Annotated in this window: 17 protein-coding genes; 7 read left to right on the top strand and 10 right to left on the bottom strand. The window is 60.6% G+C overall.

Going from position 1 to position 19,098, the window contains the following annotated elements:
- The first annotated feature begins 9 nt into the window (after positions 1–9).
- On the top strand, positions 10–1,743 hold the full coding sequence (locus BN1139_RS11910; RefSeq protein ID WP_005355508.1) for a methyl-accepting chemotaxis protein: 1,734 nt from the start codon (positions 10–12) through the stop codon (positions 1,741–1,743).
- Between the two features lie 67 nt (positions 1,744–1,810).
- Here BN1139_RS11910 and trmA read toward each other — a convergent pair whose 3' ends face one another.
- Positions 1,811–2,944, bottom strand: coding sequence for a tRNA (uridine(54)-C5)-methyltransferase TrmA (gene trmA / locus BN1139_RS11905; protein WP_005355507.1), 1,134 nt, complete (start codon positions 2,942–2,944; stop codon positions 1,811–1,813).
- Positions 2,945–3,114: 170 nt separating this feature from the next.
- Between trmA and BN1139_RS11900 the strand changes: the two genes are divergently transcribed.
- Entirely contained in the window at positions 3,115–4,257 is a 1,143-nt protein-coding gene (locus tag BN1139_RS11900) for a DUF5610 domain-containing protein (protein ID WP_005355506.1), read from the top strand.
- 89 nt (positions 4,258–4,346) lie between these two features.
- Positions 4,347–4,880 carry an ATP--cob(I)alamin adenosyltransferase gene (locus BN1139_RS11895; protein WP_005355503.1) on the top strand — a complete coding sequence of 178 codons (534 nt, stop codon included), beginning with the start codon at positions 4,347–4,349 and terminating at the stop codon, positions 4,878–4,880.
- Between the two features lie 100 nt (positions 4,881–4,980).
- Here the strand turns inward: BN1139_RS11895 and malZ are convergent, their stop codons facing one another.
- The 9 genes from malZ to BN1139_RS11850 form a co-directional block, all read right to left on the bottom strand.
- The gene (gene malZ, locus BN1139_RS11890) at positions 4,981–6,810 is read right to left on the bottom strand and encodes a maltodextrin glucosidase (protein WP_005355500.1); all 1,830 of its coding nucleotides are present in this window, start codon (positions 6,808–6,810) and stop codon (positions 4,981–4,983) included.
- 5 nt (positions 6,811–6,815) lie between these two features.
- Positions 6,816–7,646 carry an HDOD domain-containing protein gene (locus BN1139_RS11885; RefSeq protein ID WP_005355498.1) on the bottom strand — a complete coding sequence of 277 codons (831 nt, stop codon included), beginning with the start codon at positions 7,644–7,646 and terminating at the stop codon, positions 6,816–6,818.
- An 88-nt stretch (positions 7,647–7,734) separates the two neighbouring features.
- A complete protein-coding gene (locus tag BN1139_RS11880; protein ID WP_005355493.1) occupies positions 7,735–8,154 on the bottom strand; it encodes an META domain-containing protein in 420 nt (139 codons plus the stop codon).
- A 165-nt stretch (positions 8,155–8,319) separates the two neighbouring features.
- Entirely contained in the window at positions 8,320–9,681 is a 1,362-nt protein-coding gene (gene yegD / locus BN1139_RS11875; protein WP_005355487.1) for a molecular chaperone, read from the bottom strand.
- Between the two features lie 92 nt (positions 9,682–9,773).
- Complete coding sequence (locus BN1139_RS11870; protein WP_005340720.1) at positions 9,774–10,763, bottom strand: 2-hydroxyacid dehydrogenase; 990 nt, start codon at positions 10,761–10,763, stop codon at positions 9,774–9,776.
- Positions 10,764–10,837: 74 nt separating this feature from the next.
- Positions 10,838–11,332, bottom strand: a complete 495-nt coding sequence (locus BN1139_RS11865; RefSeq protein ID WP_005355485.1) for a CreA family protein — start codon at positions 11,330–11,332, stop codon at positions 10,838–10,840.
- A gap of 26 nt (positions 11,333–11,358) precedes the next feature.
- Positions 11,359–11,805 carry an Mpo1 family 2-hydroxy fatty acid dioxygenase gene (locus BN1139_RS11860; protein WP_005355483.1) on the bottom strand — a complete coding sequence of 149 codons (447 nt, stop codon included), beginning with the start codon at positions 11,803–11,805 and terminating at the stop codon, positions 11,359–11,361.
- A gap of 62 nt (positions 11,806–11,867) precedes the next feature.
- On the bottom strand, positions 11,868–12,725 hold the full coding sequence (locus BN1139_RS11855) for a hypothetical protein (protein ID WP_005355481.1): 858 nt from the start codon (positions 12,723–12,725) through the stop codon (positions 11,868–11,870).
- A gap of 147 nt (positions 12,726–12,872) precedes the next feature.
- Positions 12,873–13,259 carry a TraR/DksA family transcriptional regulator gene (locus BN1139_RS11850; RefSeq protein WP_005356952.1) on the bottom strand — a complete coding sequence of 129 codons (387 nt, stop codon included), beginning with the start codon at positions 13,257–13,259 and terminating at the stop codon, positions 12,873–12,875.
- A gap of 480 nt (positions 13,260–13,739) precedes the next feature.
- Between BN1139_RS11850 and BN1139_RS11845 the strand changes: the two genes are divergently transcribed.
- The 4 genes from BN1139_RS11845 (at position 13,740) to BN1139_RS11830 (ending at position 19,066) form a co-directional block, all read left to right on the top strand.
- Complete coding sequence (locus BN1139_RS11845) at positions 13,740–15,071, top strand: glutamine synthetase family protein (RefSeq protein ID WP_013723370.1); 1,332 nt, start codon at positions 13,740–13,742, stop codon at positions 15,069–15,071.
- A gap of 277 nt (positions 15,072–15,348) precedes the next feature.
- Entirely contained in the window at positions 15,349–16,710 is a 1,362-nt protein-coding gene (locus tag BN1139_RS11840) for an aspartate aminotransferase family protein (RefSeq protein ID WP_005355478.1), read from the top strand.
- Between the two features lie 53 nt (positions 16,711–16,763).
- The gene (locus tag BN1139_RS11835) at positions 16,764–17,861 is read left to right on the top strand and encodes an extracellular solute-binding protein (RefSeq protein WP_005340709.1); all 1,098 of its coding nucleotides are present in this window, start codon (positions 16,764–16,766) and stop codon (positions 17,859–17,861) included.
- 119 nt (positions 17,862–17,980) lie between these two features.
- The gene (locus BN1139_RS11830) at positions 17,981–19,066 is read left to right on the top strand and encodes a polyamine ABC transporter substrate-binding protein (protein ID WP_005355476.1); all 1,086 of its coding nucleotides are present in this window, start codon (positions 17,981–17,983) and stop codon (positions 19,064–19,066) included.
- Positions 19,067–19,098 lie beyond the last annotated feature (32 nt).

The following is a 19,098-nucleotide window of genomic DNA, read 5'->3' as shown; positions in this document are numbered from 1 at the left end:
AGGGAACCCATGCCATTCAAGGTCAAGATTTACCTCTTGCTGCTCCTGGCCATTCTGGTCACCATCGGCACCGCCGGGCTCAGCGTGAATCACTTCATCAGTGGTTACATTCGCACTCAGGCCACCCACAACATCAACGAGCAGATCACTCTGGTCAAAGAGAAGCTGGCCAGCGACATCAATCAGAAGATCCTGTTGGCCGCCAACCTCAACTTCGGGGTGACCAACGTCAAGAAGACCCTGCAAGAGACCGGCTTTCACAACATCGTCAAGGTGATCGGCGACATGGCCTTCGACGTGAGCGGTGTCATCAACGATACGGCCAAGGTCGATGCCCTGCGCAAGCTGATCCCCGCCGCCAACAACCAGATCACCGTCAGCCCGCTGCAACAGGTGGATGGCAAGCCGATCATCACCATTCTGGTGCCGCGCGGTGCCGATTCCGCCTATCTCTACTACCTCGATATGAGCGAGTTCAAAAGCCTGCTGGAGAAGATGAGTGGCGATGGCCGCTACTTCTCGCTGGCCGACAGTCAGGGCAACAGCCTCTATGACAGCAAGCCGCAGGGGGAGAGTGAAGCGCGCCCCAACCAGCTGGATATTCGCGGCAGCAGCTGGACGCTGACTGGCTACATCGATCTTGACTACATCCGGGCCATGACCCGGGCCCTCAACGGCCAGATCATCATGGCGCTGTGCGGTGTGGCGATCGTGGTGATGGTGCTGGCGATGCTGGCGCTCAACGTGGCCTATCGCCCCATTCTCTCGTTGCGGGATCTTGTGCTGGAGCTCTCTCGCGGCAGCGGCGATCTCACCCGCCGACTGGCGGTGACCAGCAAGGATGACCTCGGCCAGATCTCGGCCGGTATCAACCGCTTTATCGAGCGGTTGCAGGAGATGATGGGGGAGGTGCGACAGGCGAGCGGCCAGCTCAACAGCGGCATCGAGGGGTTGGCCAGCCAGACTGGCGCCGCCCAGTCCCTGCTGGCGGACCATGTACGCGAGACCGAGCAGGTGGTGACCGCCATCAACGAGATGAGCCGCACCGCGGTCTCCGTCTCCGAGAGTGCAGCCAGCACCGCCCAACTTACCGGTCAGAGCCAGCAGCTGGCGAGCCAGTCCCGTCAGGTGGTGGATCAGGCGATGGCCAGCGTGATGGCGCTGGTGGACGAAGTGGAAGCCACTGCCCGCTCCATCGAGGCGATGCAGCAGGATGTGCAGCAGATTGGCTCAGTGCTCGGGGTGATCGGCAGCATTGCCGAACAGACCAACCTGCTGGCCCTCAATGCCGCCATCGAGGCGGCCCGCGCTGGTGAACAGGGTCGTGGCTTTGCGGTGGTGGCAGACGAGGTGCGTTCCCTCGCAGCCCGTACCCAGCAGAGCACAGCCGAGATCCAGACCATGCTGGCCAGCCTGCAGCGGGGCACCCGAACTGTGGTGGAGGCCATGGGCAACACCAAGCAGAGCTGTCAGGGGGCGGCCGAGAACACCACCAGGGTCAACGAGTCGCTGGATCTGATGGCGGGAGAAGTGGTGGAGATCAACGATCTCATCAGTCATATCGCCACGGCGGCGGAGCAGCAGAGTGCGGTGGCCGAAGAGATCAATCGCAACATGAGCGCCATCGCCGAGGTGATCCGCCAGCTGACCCACAATGGCGAAGCGACGGTCGCCAGCTCTGCGGCGATGCAGCAGACCTACGACCGGCTGCGGGAGATCGTGGGTCACTTCCGGCTGGAGTGAGGCCGGTGTTCAGCGAATAACAAAACAGGGCCATCCGGCCCTGTTGTTGTTTTCCTGCCTGCCTGAATCAACCGGCTTTGCGGCGCAGATAGACCCCGGCTTCCATGTGATGGGTCCAGGGGAACTGGTCGAACAGGGCGAAACGGGCGATCTCGTGGGTTTCGCCCAGTACCGCCATGTTGGCCTGCAGAGTCTCGGGGTTGCAGGAGATGTAGAGGATGTTGTCGTACTCCTGCACCAGCTTGACGGTGGCATCGTCGAGACCGGCGCGGGGCGGGTCAACGAAGATGGTGTTGCACTGGTAGCTCTTGAGATCGACCCCCTTGAGGCGGTTGAACTCCCGCTCGCCACGCATCGCCATGGTGAACTCCTCTGCCGACATGCGCAGGATGATCAGGTTGTCGACGCCGTTGGCGGCGATGTTGAACTGGGCGGAGTCGACGCTCGGCTTGGCGATTTCGGTGGCCAGCACCTTGCGGAAGTTCTGCGCCAGCGCGATGGAGAAGTTGCCGTTGCCGCAATAGAGCTCCAGCAGGTCCCCTTCGCTCCCCTTGGTCACATCCAGCGCCCAGGCCAGCATCTGCTCGTTGATGGTGGCGTTGGGCTGGGTGAAGCTGTTCTCCACCTGCTTGTAGATGAGCTGGCGACCCGCCACGTTGAGCTGTTCGATGACGAAGTCATCCCCCAGACAGATCTTCTGCTTGTGGGCGCGGCCAATCAGCTGCAGCTCGAACCCCTTGGCGCGCAGATCGGCCTGCAGTGCTTCGGCGGCCTGTTGCCATTCGGCCTCCAGCTTGCGGTGATAGAGCAGGCTGACAATGATCTGGCCGGACTGGGTGGAGAGGTAGTCAATCTGGAACAGTTTGCGGCGCAGCACCGGGTGTGGGCGCAGCCCCTCCAGCAGCAGCGGCATCAACTGGTTGATGAGGCGGCTGGCGGTAGGGAAGTGGTCTATCTTGATGATCTCTTTGGTCGCCGGGGCATACATGCAGTGGAAGAGGTCATCCCCTTCGTGCCAGATGCGAAATTCGGCGCGCATCCGGTAGTACTCCGCCGGTGAGCTGTGCACTTCCAGCGCCGGGAGGGTGAAGCCGGCAAACAGCTCGGTGAGGCGAGCGCGCTTTTCGTCGAGTTGGGCCTGATAGTCGGCCGCGGTTCTAGGCGCCGGAGCGTTCGCGGAAGGCTGTTGGGATTGGGTCATAAATACCTCACATGCACACCGGCCGGGCCGGGTCGAAATCGGGGGAAGGCAACAGGCCACCCAAAGGGGCCCGATTTTAAAAGCCAGCCGCAGATTGTCCAGCATTTTGTGGTCAAGAAGTGTTCAGTCAGGCCGATAGCTGATCTACAGGCATGGTGGGAGGACACATTATGCAGATCGAAGGCGTGGGCGCAGCCCAACCCAAGGGAGTGGGTGTTTCTCCCAAATCGCCGCAACCGGCGGAGCAGAAACAGGTCAAGAGCGAGGAGGCGGTCTCCTTGCACAAGCCGCCCAAGTGGGCGCAGGTGCTGATCCAGCAGGCATTGCAGTTCTCGCTGGAGATCAACGGCCAGGGTTATCAGGCGCCGAAGGTGAAAGAGCCCGAAGAGATCACCCCGGAAACCCTGTTTGACTTCCAGTCGGTGGCGGACAACGTGCTGCAGTTCGTGACCGGGCGGCTTGGTGCCGCACGGGCCGATGGCAAATCTGACGACGACCTGACCGGGATGATGGAGCAGGCCCGCAAGGGGGTCGACAAGGGCTTTGACGAGGCGAAGAAGCAGCTCGGCAAGTGGGCGACTGACAACGACGATATCAAAACCGGTATCGATCAGAGCTACAAGCTGATCCAGAAAGGGCTCGAGGAGTTCGAGAAGGAGTTCTTCGGCAAGGTCTCTCCGACCGACATGGGACAGGCCGAGATGGCCAGTCGCCAGCAGGGTTATCTGGAGATCCAGACCAAGGATGGCGACAAGGTGGTGCTGCGCTTCAACGATAGCTGGCAGACCAAGTCCCAGACCAGCGAGAGCGGCAGCCAGTTCAGCCTCAAGTCGAGCCAGAGCTTCAGCTTCTCGCTGGAGGGGGACCTCAGCAGCGACGAGATGGAGTCCATCGGCAAGCTGGTCAAGGGGATCGACGAGCTGGCGGGGAGCTTCTTCCCCGGCAACTTCGAGGATCTGCTGGACAAGGCGGGCGAGCTGAAACTGGATGACAGCCAGTTGGCCTCCTACTCCCTCAAGCTCAAGCAGAGCGTCAAGCTGAGCCAGACCTATCAGGGGGCGCACTCCCTGCAGGATCTGATCAAGCCATTTGCCGACTACCTGCCGAAGCTGGATCAGGTGCAGAAACAGGCGGATAGCCTGCTGCCACCATCCCAGCAACAGGCGCTGACCCCGGCCGTGCTGGCGGCGAGAGGAGAAGAGGAACCGGCGCAGGTCGATCGCTTCACCAGCTTCAACCAGCGGATGCTGGAGGCGCTGCGGATGATCAACCAGTTCCAGCCCTCCACCGAGCCCGCCAGTAAGAACGCCTGAGCCACAGCGCGTTACGCAAGTAATGACCTGCCGTTTGCCAGCCCTTCCCAGGGCTGGCAAACTGGCCTTTTCTCCAATCCGGTTGCCCCATGAACCCCAAGAAGCCAAGAGACAAGCGCGAGCTCTGCTACCCCTTTATCTTCGAAACCTCGTTCAAATGTGATTTTGAAATCGCCACCGACGAGCTCTGCTGTCAGGTCGGGGCCGTGCTGTCACACCTTGCGCCGGATGCCGATACCGAGCCCATGCTGGCGGATCTCGCGGCGTTGCAGCGACTTATCTACAACCTCAACGGCTCGGTACGCGGCAAGCTGGGGATCTTCGATGCAGACCTTGAGTGGCTCAAGGCCCGTTACGACCACTACAACGAGGCGAGTCGCGGCAGCGTCACCGGTTTCGTGTTGCCGCAGGGGCCGCAGCCCATTCCCACCCTCCATCTGTGCCGCTGTGGCAGCAAGAAGGTGGTGCGGCTGCTGGTCAGGCTGGAAGAGAGCGGGGTGGCCTTCGATCCCATTCTCTATCGCTTCGCCAACCTGCTGGCCAACTTCTTCTTCGTGCTCACCGTCTACCTCAAGCAGCGCTGGCAGGTGCTGGAAGTGCCCTACGTCAGCATCAACTACTGATGGCGGCTGGTTAGGGGCCAGACGTCATGGTGGATTGAACGGAATAAAAAAACCGGAGCCTTGGGCTCCGGTTTTGCTTTTCAGCGCGTAAGTTGCCCGCTCAGCTGGAGATCAGCACCCGGGCCGAGTTGGCGGGGATGGTGAGCTGCACCTCGCCCTGCACCACTTCAAACTTCTCACCGTTGAAGGCGTCGGTGAAGCGGCTGGCGGGGCTGGCGGTCTGCCACAGGGGCAGGCTGATGGTGCGCGGCTCGCTCGGGTGGCGGTTGCAGGCTACTACCACCTGATCACTTTGCAGGGTACGGGCGAACACATAGCTGTGGGGCCCGGCGTAGAGGGTCTGGATATCGCCACGGCGCAGGGAGGGGCGCTGGCGGCGGATCTGGATCAGCCGGCGATAGTGGTCGTGCAGCACGTGATCCCAGTCTGTGGTATCCCACGGGAAGCAGCGGCGGCAGTCCGGGTCGTTGCCGCCGGATAGCCCCACTTCATCGCCGTAGTAGATGGAGGGTACACCGATATAGGTGAGCAGCAGGGTGGCGGCCAGCTGCATCCGCTGCTTGTCTTCACCCAGCAGATGGAGGAAACGGGCTGTGTCGTGGCTGTCCAGCAGGTTGAACTGTGCAAGCTGGTTCTTGAACGGGATGTGGGCCCGCGCCAGCTTGAGCCAGCGATCCAGCTCTTCGGCGCTGATCTTGATGGGGTGGTAGGCGATGTCCTTGCCAGCCAGGAAGGCGCGGATCGGGTGGGCGAAGCCGTAGTAGTTCATGGCGCCGTCCTCCTGATCCCCCTGCAGCCACTGGCTCGCCTCGAAGAAGTGTTCGCCGAGCACATAGGCATCCGGGTTCTCCTGCTTCACTGCCCCGCGAATGGCGCGTACATGGCTGCGGTTACCCTCGGCGGTGCCGCGCTCACCCAGCATGTGGATGACGTCAAAGCGCCAGCCATCGATCTGGTAGGGGGCGCGCATCCAGTAACGGAGGATGGCGTCGTCGGCCCGATAGACGGCGTCTTGTACCTTCTCGCAGGAGAAGTCGAGCTTGGGCAGGCTGCGAATGCCCTTCCAGCTGACGTAATCCCCTTCTTTGTCAAAGGTGTAGAAGCTGCGCCACGGGGAGTCCGGGTTGCTCTGGGCTCCCAGTGGCGGGCAGAACCAGGGGTGCTCGGTAGAGGTGTGGTTGACCACCGCATCGAGGATGATCTTCATGCCGCGCTGGTGCAGGTTGCGGGTCAGCTCGGCGAACTGCTCGTTGCTGCCGAGGTGGGCGTCCACCTTGAAGTAGTCCTGGGTGTCGTACTTGTGGTTGCTCGGCGAATCGAAGATGGGGTTGAGGTAGAGCGCCGTCACCCCGAGAGATTGCAGGTAGTGGAGCTTGGCATCGATGCCTGCCAGATCGCCGCCGTAAAATTCGCAGGCGCCGTGGCCCTCTTCGTGGCGACTGACCGGCTCGCCCCACGCCTTGCTGATCACCGCTTTGCCACGGTACTCGTACTCGTGATGCTTGACGCTCAGCGACGGATCGCCGTTGCAGAAGCGGTCGGGGAAGATCTGGTAGAACACCTGATCCTGCACCCAAGCCGGTGGCTGGTGCAGGCTGTTGAAGCGAAAATGCTGCTCCCGTGGCGGCATGGACGCGCTGACGCCCGCCCCGTGCAGCCACCACTGCTCCTCGTCGGTGAGGCACTTGAAGCTGTAGAGGTGGATATCCTGTCCTTTGATGAGCGGCAGGGTCGCCTGCCATACCTGCAGCCGATCGCGGGTGGAGACCGCTGTCATCGGGATCAGGTACTCCTCGTTATCCGGCTCGTGGCGCAGCCACACCTCGCGGATCGGTGCATCCAGCTCGCTAAAAAGAGTCAATTGCAGTGCGTCGGCGCTCTCTTTGAACCAGGGCGCCACCTGGGGATGAAACAGAAACGGATGGGTCATGATGCTTATTGAGTCAGAAGATCGGCGAGGGCATTACCCTGTTCATGCAATGTTTCGAGCTGGCCTGCCAGCGACTTGGGATCCAGTCCCAACTGGTCGGCGAGCGGTTTGGGGAAGCGGGCGATGATGGCCTGGGCAGGCACGCCCGCGTTCCAGGCGAAGGAGATAAACACGGCGAGGCGGATTAGCACCGCCTCCTTGCTGACCGGATCGTGGGAGAGCGGGTCAAGCTGTTGGGAGATAGCATCGACGAAGGCCTCGGAGAGGTTCCAGCGCCGCGCCAGCTCGGCACCAAGCTGGGCATAGTCGTAGCCCAGCATCTCCCGCTGGGCCTCGACCCGGCTACTGCCGTTCTGGATCGCCATGTTGATGAGCTCGGCCTCTTCCGGCAAGGTGCTCTGGATAAGCAGTTCGCCGATGTTGTGGATCAGGGCGCAGGTGAAGGCGGTCTCGGGATCCATCACCTTGGCCTCCTGGGCCAGGGTCTTGGCGATGGTGGCGACCTGGAAGGTCTCGGTCCAGAACTTGTTCTTGTCGAAGCTGGGCGGGGCCTTGAAGGTGCCGATGATGCCGGAGGCGACCACCACGGAGCGCAGCCGGTTGAAGCCGAGCCGGATCACCGCCTGTTCGATGGAGGTCACTTCGTTGCCCCGGCGCAGGGCGGCCGAGTTGGCCATCCGCAGCACCTTGACGCTGATCACCTGATCCATGGCGATCTTGGCCGCAATCTCGTCGATGCGGGCATTCTCGTCGTTGAAGCTCTGCATCAACTCGTGCAGCAGCTTGGGAATAGTGGGGAGTTGTTTGATCTTGTCAAACAGGCGATCCATCGACATGGCTGAGGCAGCCTCCGTTGCGAACTCTGCCTCATATTGTGCCACAGCCGGACAACATGTTCCTGTTTGTGATGCGGCTTTGTGAGCGCTAGAACACCCAGTCGCGCAAGGTGTATTCCAAACGGTGCTGTTTGCCCTGCAGGATCAGGTTCTGACTGGTGCCGCTCAGGGTTGCCCCCTCGATCAGGGTGTTCAGTACGGCCTGTTCTATGGTGTCGAGCGGTGGCATGCAGGCCATTTCGGTACTGCCCAGACTGGTGACCCACAGTTTGTCATCTTCCAGATGGCCCTGACCGAAGTAGCGGTTGCAACCGGCGATGCCGTTGACGGTGAAGTGCTCGCCGATCTCGAAATCGGGGGGATTGTCGCGGGGGGCCTTGATCGGTTCGCCATCCAGTTTGCTCAGTACCCAGTGGTGGTGTTGCAGATCTTGCTGAACAAAGGCGGTCGAGCTGCAGCCAGCGAGCAGTAACAGGGGGATCAGCAACAAAAAGGGCAATCTGGGCATGAGGGGGCTCCGGTTGGGGGAGCGTCAAGAATACCCTTTTTGGGCAGTCGGGAGCAGGGCGGGAGAGGGGACGACCGACCGCTTCTGTCGCCCCTTGTCCCGCACGACTGTCGCTTAATGGCAACACACGGGTAATGTTGCCATCGATTTACGCTATCTCAGGGCTCAGTTGGCGAACAGCCGCTCGGCATAACGGGCGAGACCCGCGGCCACCGAGCCGAAGTCATCGCCACCCTCAAGCGGGATGGAGGGGAGCTTCTGGCGGATAAAGCTGGCGATCAGCGGCGAGCGGGCGCTACCGCCGGTGACGAAGATGCGATCCGGCTGCACACCGGCGGCGGCAATCGCTTCGTCCATCAGCTCGCCAATCTTCTCCAGCAGCAGTGCCGAGGCGTTGGCCAGCTGTTCGCGGGTCAGTTCCGCTTCCAGCCCTTTTTCCAGCTCGGCCAGCGACTGGCGATTGAGTTCCTGCTCCGAGAGGGCGATCTTGCCCTGCTCGGCACGCCACACCAGCTGGTGGCTCAGCTTGTGGGCCCGCAGGCTGGCCAGACGCCCCAACTTGCTGCCGGGCTGGCTGTCGAGCTGCAGATCCTGCAGCTGGCGGGCGGTGTCGAGGCTGTAGAAGCGGCTCTGGGCGCTGACGTCGTTGATGGCGGCCGCATCCCAGAACAGCGGGTGGGGCAGCGGCTTGCCGGTCTTGAGGGTCTCGTGCATGCCGAGCAGCGGCATCATCCCCTCCACCGTCAGGCGGATATCGAAGTCGTTGCCGCCGATCCGCTGGCCGCTGTGGCCGAGCAGATCGCCGCTGCGATCCAGCTGATCGCGGTAGCTGGGACCCATCCGCAGCATGGAGCAGTCGGTGGTACCGCCGCCGATATCCACCACCAGTACCACGGCGTCTTCGGTGAGGCGCGCCTCGAATTCAAACCCGGCGGCCACCGGCTCGTAGAGGAACTCCACCTGCTCGAAACCGGCCAGACGGGCCGCCTCGGTCAGGATGGCGATAGCTTGCTGGTTGCTCTCTTCCCCTGCCAGACCCTGGAAGTTGACCGGTCGGCCGATCACCGCTTGGCGGATCGGGGCTCCGAGCTGCTGTTCCGCCTGCTGGCGGACATGGAGCATCATGGCGCAGACGATGTCTTCAAACAGGGCGATCTGGGGGGCCTTGAGACCATAAGCCCCGAGGAAGGATTTCGGCGATTTGATGTAGTAGCCGTCGTCCGGCTCTTCCAGATAGCGCTCCAGCGCGGCACCGCCAAAGCTCAGCTCGTCGATCAGCCCCTCTTCGCGCATCTGGCGGCGAACCATCTGGGCGCGGGTGACCACGGGGCCACGCAGCTTGAGGTACTCCGCCTGCTGGGCGGGGGCCAGCCCTTCGGCCAGCAGACCGACGATAGCATCCCGGTGGGGGGCATGCAGGGTGGAGGGGAGATAGCGGGATGCGCCAAGATTCAGCAGCCTGGGGCTACCTTGTTCCATCACGGCCACGGCACAGTTGGAGGTGCCGTAATCAAATCCGATAAACATGGGCGCCAGACTCCTGAATAAAAAAGGGGGGCTAGCCTACCCGAAGGCGCCGGGTCTCACAACCCGGCGCGTGACGAAGAGAGGGCGAGCCCCTATTCCACTTCGTTGTCGCAGCGGCCCTGGCTCTCGATGGCGCGGATATTGCCAAGAGTGGTATCGGCGATGGCGTGCAGCGCCTCGCGGGTCAGGAACGCCTGATGGCCGGTGAACAGCACGTTGTGGCAGGCAGACAGGCGGCGGAACACGTCATCGGTGATCACCTCGTTGGACTTGTCGGAGAAGAAGAGATCCTCTTCCTCCTCGTAGACGTCCAGCCCCAGCGCGCCAATGCGGGAAGTCTTGAGCGCCTCGATGGCGGCGTTGGAGTCGAGCAGGCCGCCACGGCTGGTGTTGATGATCATCACTCCGTCCTTCATCTTGGCGAATGCCTCCTTGTTCAACAGGTGGTAGTTCTCTTTGAACAGCGGGCAGTGCAGGCTGATGATGTCGGATTGGCGGAACAGGGTATCGAGATCCACGTACTCGGCTCCCAGCTCGATGGCTGCCGGATTCTGGTAAGGATCGTTGACCAGCAGGCGAACCCCGAAGCCCTTGAGGATGCGCAGGGCGGCCAGACCGATCTTGCCGGTGCCGATGACGCCAACGGTCTTGCCATGCATGTTGAAGCCGACCAGCCCTTCCAGCGAGAAGTTGGCGTCGCGGGTGCGCTGATAAGCCTTATGGATGCGGCGGTTGAGGCACATCATCATGCCGACGGCGTGTTCTGCGGTCGCCTCGGGGGAGTAGGCGGGCACTCGCACCACTTTCAGCCCCAGCTCTTTGGCAGCGGCCAGATCCACGTTGTTGTAACCGGCGCAGCGCAGGGCAATCACCTGGGTGCCGTTGGCAGCCAGTTCGGTCAATACCTCGCGGTCGGCATCGTCATTGACGAACAGACACACCACCGGGAAGCCGTGAGCCAGTCGGGCCGTTTTGGCCTCCAGCCGCACATCGAAAAACTCCAGGTCGAAGCCGTATTGGCTGTTGGCCTGGTTGAAATGCTCTTTGTCATAGCTCTTGGTACTGAATACGGCGACTTTCATGGTATGTGCTCCGCAGCGTGTGTGTCGTCAAATTACAACAAAATGGGTCAGCTATCACCGGACAAACCGGCTGGTTATTGTCCCCACGGCATAATGGGAACGGCGCTGACTGCACTCTTGTACGAACCATCCACCAGTTTGGTGCTGTAGGTCAGGTAAACCAGTGCATTGCGTTTCTTGTCGTAAAAACGCACCACTTTCTGCTCCTTGAACACCAGTGAAGTGCTGACATCGAACACCTCTTCTCCCGCCTTCAGCTTTTCGGGCAGGGTGATGGGGCCGATCTGGTGGCACGACAGGGAGGCGTGGGAGGGATCTTCCGCCAGTCCCAGCCCGCCTTTTACACCACCGGTCTTGGGGCGCGCCAGATAGCAGGCGACGCCGTCGATGCGCGGGTCGTCGAACGCCTCCACCAGGATCTTGTGGTTCGGGCCAAACAGCTTGAAGGCTGTGCTCACTTCACCGACTGGGTCGGCCTTGTCAGCCAGCGCCGGGCCGGCAAACAGGGCCCCCAGCAGCAGGGGCAGGGCGCGGCGCAGGGCATTATGTCGCGTGTGGTTATGTGTCATGGTCTCTCCTGTTGGCCCGGCACTCCTCAATAGGGAATGCCCAGGCGACGATAGAGGCTGGCAAGCACCCAAGCGGTGCCTATCAGCAGAAATTGCAGGTCGGCGAGGAAGGAGGGGCGCTTGCCCTCGATCTTGTGGCCGACAAACTGGGCTATCCAGAGCAGCACGAACGCTGCCACGGCGGGCCACAACAGCGGCCCCTGCCATTGGTGGCAGAAGGCCAGCCCGAGCGCGGTCAGCCCGGCCATCCCCGCGAACAGCGAAAACGACAGCTGAAGATAGAACAGCAGCACCGGAATGGCTGCCACTGCCGCCCAGTTGAGGGGCTCTGGCAAGGGCCCGTGTGGCAGACACCAGAGCAGCGCCAGCGAGCAGAGATAGATGCCCGGCACTGCCAGCTTGTGGATGGCGACGTTGACCGGATGGCAATGACTCTGGCCGTACTCCTCAAACCACTCCTGGATTCCCTTCATGACACCTCCCTGGCGCACTGTGTTCTCGCTGCCCGACCCTCATGGTCAGGCGCTCGGGATGCTTATCCCTGCGGTGGATACTCCCAATATTGGGCCGGAATGGATTTTAGCAACGGGGTCATATCCGGATTGGGCAGGGCGATGGTGACCCGCTGGTCGAGGTTGGCGCTGGCGAGCGCTTCGCGGATCTTGGGGTTGTCATTGAAGAACTTCATAAAGCTGCCATCGGCATAGGCCCGCTCCAGCCCGGTCTGAATCGCCTTGGCCAGCTTGGGGTATTCGGGGCTGACGAAGAAGAACTGGGCGAAGGGGTAGCGGATCAGCAGATGCTGCTCGATAGCGAGGTTGGAATACTGCGCCACCAGCTCGCTGCGCTCGGCGAAGATCTCCACCAGGGCGCGCGGGAAGAAGTCGATCTTGTCGCCGTCGTTGATAAGGCGAAACAGACTGCTGTATCGGCCGGATAAGGTCGGGATGCCCGCATTTTCCAGAATCTTGTTATCGGCCCAACCGACCCCTTGCGCCGCCTTCAGCTGTTTGAGGTCGGCCAGGGTATTGATCTGGTTGAACTTCTCTTGGGCATCCGCGTGGATGAATGACAGTCGCAATCCTTCCAGCCCGCGAAACAGCGGAATGGGGACGGCAATCAGGGAAGATTCGAGTGCGCTGGAGGTGCCCATCCAGAAGACGTTGATGGTCTTGCCCTTGCTCAGCTGCTGCTGGAGGGTGAACTGGTTGAGGTCGAGTTCGACAGGCTGGATGCGAAAGGGTTGCCCGGAGCGGGTCAGGGCCAGTTCCAGCAGCTTGTACTGGTACTCCTGGTCAAGATTGTTGACGGGACGGCTGGGGACCTTGACCGTCAGAACCTGTGCTTGTGCCAGCAGTGGCAGGCACAAGCACAGCTTGATGAGCCATTTCACTCTCTGTTCTCCTGTAGATTCCGGAAGGTGTCCGGAGTCTAACAGAACTTGTCACCATCTTGCTGCGAGGCGTTGTGCAAGGTTTGAGCGCGGTGCCCTGCCTTGCTGGCGTCTGTTGCACCAGAATGGTGACGGTTCTTCGAAGAATCAGGCGACGCGACGGAACACGTGGGTATCGTTAAATTCCTTGGTGCTCTGGCATTCGACGCAGAAACGGGATTCCGGACGGGCATGCAGCCGCTTGAGGGAGATCTCGTCACCGCAAGATTCGCAGTAACCAAAATCCCCTTCGCTGATGCGCTTCAATGCGCCCCGCAGCTTGCGCAGGTGCAGCTTGTCGTGCTCGATGCGGTTCAGCTCCAGACGGCGGGCTTCCTCGATACTGGCACGGTCAATTTCATCAGCCATCTCGTTGGTGTCGGTGGCGATGGCCTGGCTGGCCTGGGAGTTCAGGCGCTCTTCGAGCTCGACGATCTGTCGCTCGATCTGCCCCTTGTAAAAGGCCAGTTGGTCTTCAGTCATGAAATCACACATACGATTAACTACCAGTCAGTTTACTAACCCAATTATCCCTGTTTATGGGGGCTGTCTGCCTACAGACCAAGCCCTTGTATCCCGATTTGCACCTGTTTCATGCAAGAGAGTGCAAATCAGGGCGGGCCTTGTACCAAAAAAATGCAGCCAAGCAAAGCAAATAGGATAAGGATTGTGCGCCCTTGCAAAAAAATGGTCCGTTCCTGCGGGGGATTGGTCGGGATCTGGCGTCCGCTTCACCCTCTGTTGGCATCGCCTTTGCAACGATGAGAACGGTGGGCTTCGTACGAATTTGAGTGTTTAGTATTTGGTGCCGCCTTGGTCATTATATGCGCCGTTATTTATAGTTTTTTAAACACGCCTGCTTGACATTGCCCTTGATGGCGGGCTTTTATGGTGATGTTGATTACAATTTTATAACAAGGGTGTTCCATATATTAGACACCCTTGCCAATGGCAACCGTAAAGTCGGGGTTTAACATGGACAGTATCAAAGGCTGGATGGAGAGCAATCGCATCACGGAAGTGGAGTGCCTGTTCCCGGATTTCACCGGCAACGCCCGGGGCAAGATCATCCCAGCCAACAAGTTTTTGCGTGAAGGGGGCATGCGTCTGCCCGAGGTGATTTTCACCCAGACGGTGACCGGCGAATATCCGGATGACGACAGCATGATCGACCCGCTGGAGCGGGACATGCAGCTCTATCCCGACCCCAACACCATCCGTTTTGTCCCCTGGGCGCTGGAGCCCACTGCCCAGGTGATCCACGACTGTTTCGACGTCAACGGCAAGCTGATCGACATCGCGCCGCGCTCCGTGCTGCGTCGGGTTCTGTCATTTTACGAGAAGCAGGGCTGGAAGCCGGTGGTGGCGCCCGAGCTGGAATTCTATCTGGTCACCCGCAACGAGGACCCCGACTATCCGCTGGTGCCGCCGGTGGGTCGCAACGGCCGCCCTGAGACCGCCCGCCAGTCGTTCAGTATCGATGCGGTCAACGAGTTCGACCCCATCTTTGAAGACATGTATGACTACTGCGAGGCGCAGGAGCTGGAGGTGGACACCCTGATCCACGAGTCGGGCGCCGCCCAGATGGAGATCAACTTCCTGCATGGTGATGCCATCGATCTGGCGGATCAGGTGTTCCTGTTCAAGCGCACCATGCGTGAAGCCGCTCACCGCCACGGCATCTATGCCACCTTCATGGCCAAGCCGATGAGCGACGAACCGGGGTCGGCCATGCACATCCACCAGAGTCTGGAAGATGTGAACGGCCACAACCTGTTCGGTACTCCGAATGGCGGCAACAGCGAACAGTTCATGCACTTCATTGCCGGTTTGCAGAAATACACCCCGGCGGTGACCGCCCTGCTGGCCCCCAACGTCAACTCCTACCGCCGCCTCACCTTTGGCGAGAGCGCGCCGCGCAACGTCCAGTGGGGTGTCGAGAACCGCACCTGCGGCCTGCGGGTGCCCTTCTCCGACCCGAGCGCACGGCGGGTGGAAAACCGCTTCGCCGGTGCCGATGCCAACCCCTATCTGGCACTGGCCGCCACTCTGGCTTGTGGCTATCTCGGCATGATGGAGAAGCTGGAGCCGCTGCCGGAGATGAAGTCGAGCGCCTATGACCTGCCCTACAGCCTGCCCCGCTCGCTGGAGGAGGCACTCAGCCATCTCGAACAGTGCGAGCCCATCAAGGAGATGCTGGGTGAGCGCTTCACCCGCGCCTTCGTCGCGGTCAAACGCAAAGAGTACGAGACCTACTTCGGGGTGATCAGTCGCTGGGAGCGGGAGTTCCTGCTGCTGAACGTCTGATCCCCCCTGTAACGGGGAGGCCGGAGTCGGCCTCCCCGGTCCCTGTATCGAAGAGACCGGAACGCGAGTCAGGTGGCGTCAGCCACCTGTGAGTGGTTGTGGCCGAAAGAGCGCTGCGACCTGGATTGATTAACGATTGAATCTTGCCAAATCGAAGGCGCAGGGGAGTAACGAATGCAGCAGACAGGACGTGAGTGACTGTGGCTGCGAACGTGCCGACTCACCTGACTATTTGACGACTGAATATTGCTAAATCGAAGGAACCGAGGAGCAACAAATGCAGCAGACAACCCGTGAGTGGCAACAGCTGGATGCCAGCCACCACCTGCACCCCTTTACCGACTTTCAGGCCCTGAACAAGAAGGGCTCGCGCATCATTACCAAAGCCAGCGGCGTCTATCTGGAAGACTCCGAGGGAAAACGCATTCTCGACGGCATGGCGGGCCTGTGGTGCGTCAATATGGGCTATGGCCGCCAGGAGCTGGTGGATGCCGCTACCCGTCAAATGCAGCAGTTGCCCTACTACAACCTCTTCTTCCAGACTGCTCACCCGCCGGTGATCGAGCTGGCGACCCTGCTGGCCGAGGTGACGCCAGCCCATCTCAACCACGTCTTCTTTACTGGCTCCGGCTCCGAGTGCAACGACACCGTGCTGCGGATGGTGCGCCACTACTGGGCCAGCAAGGGGCTGCCTGATAAACAGGTGATCATCAGTCGCCATAACGCCTATCACGGCTCCACCGTGGCGGGGGCGAGTCTGGGTGGCATGAAGGGGATGCATGCCCAGGGCGGCCTGCCCATTCCCGGCATAGTGCACATCGATCAGCCCTACCACTTCGGTGAGGGGCAGGGGATGAGTGCCCACGAGTTCGGGCTGGAGCGGGCCCGTCAGCTGGAGCAGAAGATTCTGGAGCTGGGGGTGGACAAGGTGGCTGCCTTTATCGGCGAGCCGATCCAGGGGGCGGGTGGCGTCATCATTCCGCCCGACAGCTACTGGCCGGAGATCCAGCGTATCTGCGATCACTACGGCATCCTGCTCATCGCCGACGAGGTGATCTGCGGCTTTGGCCGCACCGGCCACTGGTTTGCCAGCGAAGGGTTTGGCATCAAGCCGGACCTGATGTGTCTGGCCAAGGGGATCACCTCCGGTTATCTGCCGCTCGGCGCAGTGATGGTCAGTGACCGGGTTGCCAAGGGGCTGGTGGAGGAGGGGGGCGAGTTCAACCACGGCTTCACCTACTCGGGCCATCCGGTCTCTTGCGCCGTGGCGGTGGCCAATATCCAGCTTATGCAGAAAGAGAGCATAGTTAAGCGAGTGCATGATACTATCGGCCCCTATTTGCAGCGCCGCTGGGCGGAGCTGGCCGATCATCCGCTGGTGGGAGAAACCCGTGGCAAAGGATTGGTCGCCGCGCTGGAAATCGTTGAGGACAAGCAGACCAACCGGCGTTTCCCGGCTCAGGCAAATGCGGGGATGACTTGCCGGGAGTTCTGCTTTAACAATGGCTTGGTGATGAGGGCGGTAGGCGATACCATGATCATATCGCCCCCCTTGGTGATCACCGAGGAACAGGTTGATGAATTGGTCGATCTGGCCAGGCGCAGTCTGGATCTGACAGCCGCAAAGCTGAAAGGTTGAGGTGGGTCGGGCAGGTTGGTATGCGCATACAATTTGCTTAGGAGACAAGGATGATGTCTTTCAAAACAGGAGTGATCGCTGCCTCTGTGGCTCTGGTCATGGCAAGTGCCGGAGCAATGGCTGAAGAGAAGGTGCTGCACGTCTACAACTGGAGCGACTACATAGCGCCGGATACCCTGGATAACTTCCAGAAGGAGACGGGGATCAAGGTGGTCTATGACGTGTTTGACAGTAACGAGGTACTGGAAGCCAAGTTGCTGGCGGGTAGTTCGGGCTACGACATCGTGGTGCCATCCAACCCCTTCCTGGCCAAGCAGATCAAGGCGGGCGTGTTCCAGAAACTGGACAAGTCCAAGCTCTCCAACTGGCAAAACATGGATGTCGACCTGCTCAAGGCGCTCGAGCCGAGCGATCCGGGCAACCAGTACTCCATCCCCTATCTGTGGGGCACCATCGGCTATGCCTACAACGCCGAGAAGGTGAAAGCCGTGCTGGGGGCCGATGCCCCGGTCAACTCCTGGGATCTGGTGTTCAAGCCGGAGAACATGGCCAAGTTGAAAGAGTGTGGCGTCTCCTTCCTCGATTCACCGACCGAAATGCTGCCGGCTGCCCTGCAATATCTGGGCTTCAAACCGGATAGCCAGAAACCGGCCGAGCTGAAGAAGGCTGAGGAGCTGTTCCTCTCCATCCGTCCCTATACCGCCTATTTCCACTCCTCCAAGTACATCTCGGATCTGGCCAACGGCAACCTCTGCGTAGCGGTCGGTTACTCCGGTGACTTGCAGCAGTCCAAGGCGCGGGCAGCCGAGGCCAAGAATGGCGTCGCGCTCACCTACACCATTCCGAAAGAGGGGGCAGGCAGCTTCTTTGACATGATCGCCATTCCGGCGGATGCCAAGAACGTCGAGGCAGCCCACACCTTCATCAACTACCTGATGAAGCCTGAGGTGATCGCCAACATCACCAACGTGGTGCAGTTCCCGAACGGCAACAAGGCGGCGACCCCGCTGGTGGATGAGGCGATCCGCACCGATCCGGGTATCTACCCTGATGCGGCGACCCTGCAGAAGATCTACACCTTCCCGGATCTGCCGGCCAAGGTGCAGCGTCTGATGACCCGCAGCTGGACCAAGATCAAGTCCGGCAAGTAAGTAACGAGTGCCCCTCCCGGTCCGCAGTTCGGCCGGGAGGGTAGTGATGCCATCCATCCGGATGGGCCGCGCGAATGGATGCGCAGACGGTCAACCACTGAAACAGGAGAACTGACACCGTGAATACAACCAGATTGCTAACCATAGCGCTGACCATGGGATTGGCGAATGTGGCCCAGGCTGCCCCTGTGCTGCACTTCTACAACTGGTCTGACTATATCGGCGAGACCACCCTCAGCGATTTCCAGCAGGCGACCGGGATCAAGACCGTCTATGACGTGTTTGACTCCAACGAGACCCTGGAAGGCAAGTTGCTGACGGGGCGGACCGGTTACGATTTGGTGGTGCCCTCCAATAATTTCCTGGCCAAGCAGATCAAGGCGGGAGCCTTCCAGAAACTGGATAAATCCCTGCTGCCCAATCTGGCCAACCTGGATCCCGTATTGCTCAAGCAGCTCGACAAGGTGGATCCGGGTCATCAGTACGCGGTGCCCTATCTGTGGGGGACCAACGGCATCGGCTACAACGTCGACAAAATCAAGGCGGTGCTGGGGGTCGACAAGATTGACTCCTGGGCCACCATCTTCGAACCGGAAAACATGGCGAAACTCTCTCGCTGCGGCGTCGCCTTCCTCGACTCTGCCGACGAGATGATCCCTGCTGCCCTCAACTACCTCGGGCTCGATCCCAACAGTCATGCGACGGGGGATATCAAGCAGGCCGAGGCGTTGCTGCTCAAGGTGCGGCCCTATGTGGCCTACTTCCACTCCTCCAAATACATCGGCGATCTCGCCAATGGCGACATCTGCGTGGCTGCCGGTTTTTCCGGCGACATCCTGCAAGCCGCTGCCCGCGCCGATGAAGCTGGCAAGGGGGTGAAAATTGCCTACAGCATTCCGAAAGAGGGGGGCAATCTCTGGTTCGACATGATGGCGATCCCGTCCGATGCCACCAATGTCAAAGAGGCGCACGCCCTCATCAACTACGTCCTGCAGCCCGAAGTGATCGCCAAGGTCAGCGACTATGTGGGCTACGCGAATCCCAACTCAAGGGCGGGCGAGTTTATGGATGAGGCGGTGCGCAACAATGAGGAGGTTTATCCCCCTCAGGCCGTGCTGGAGCGACTCTATGTGCAGGAAGCACATCCCCGCTCGGTACAGCGTCTAATCACCCGGAGTTGGACCAAGATCAAGTCCGGTACCTAACCTTGGTGCCCGTTCGGGGGCGCCAAATCGCT

This window comes from Aeromonas veronii bv. veronii, from assembly GCF_000820225.1.
GTDB classification, from domain to species: domain Bacteria; phylum Pseudomonadota; class Gammaproteobacteria; order Enterobacterales; family Aeromonadaceae; genus Aeromonas; species Aeromonas veronii.
Note: the sequence above shows the minus strand (reverse complement) of the source record. Positions and strands in the feature narration are given on the sequence as shown.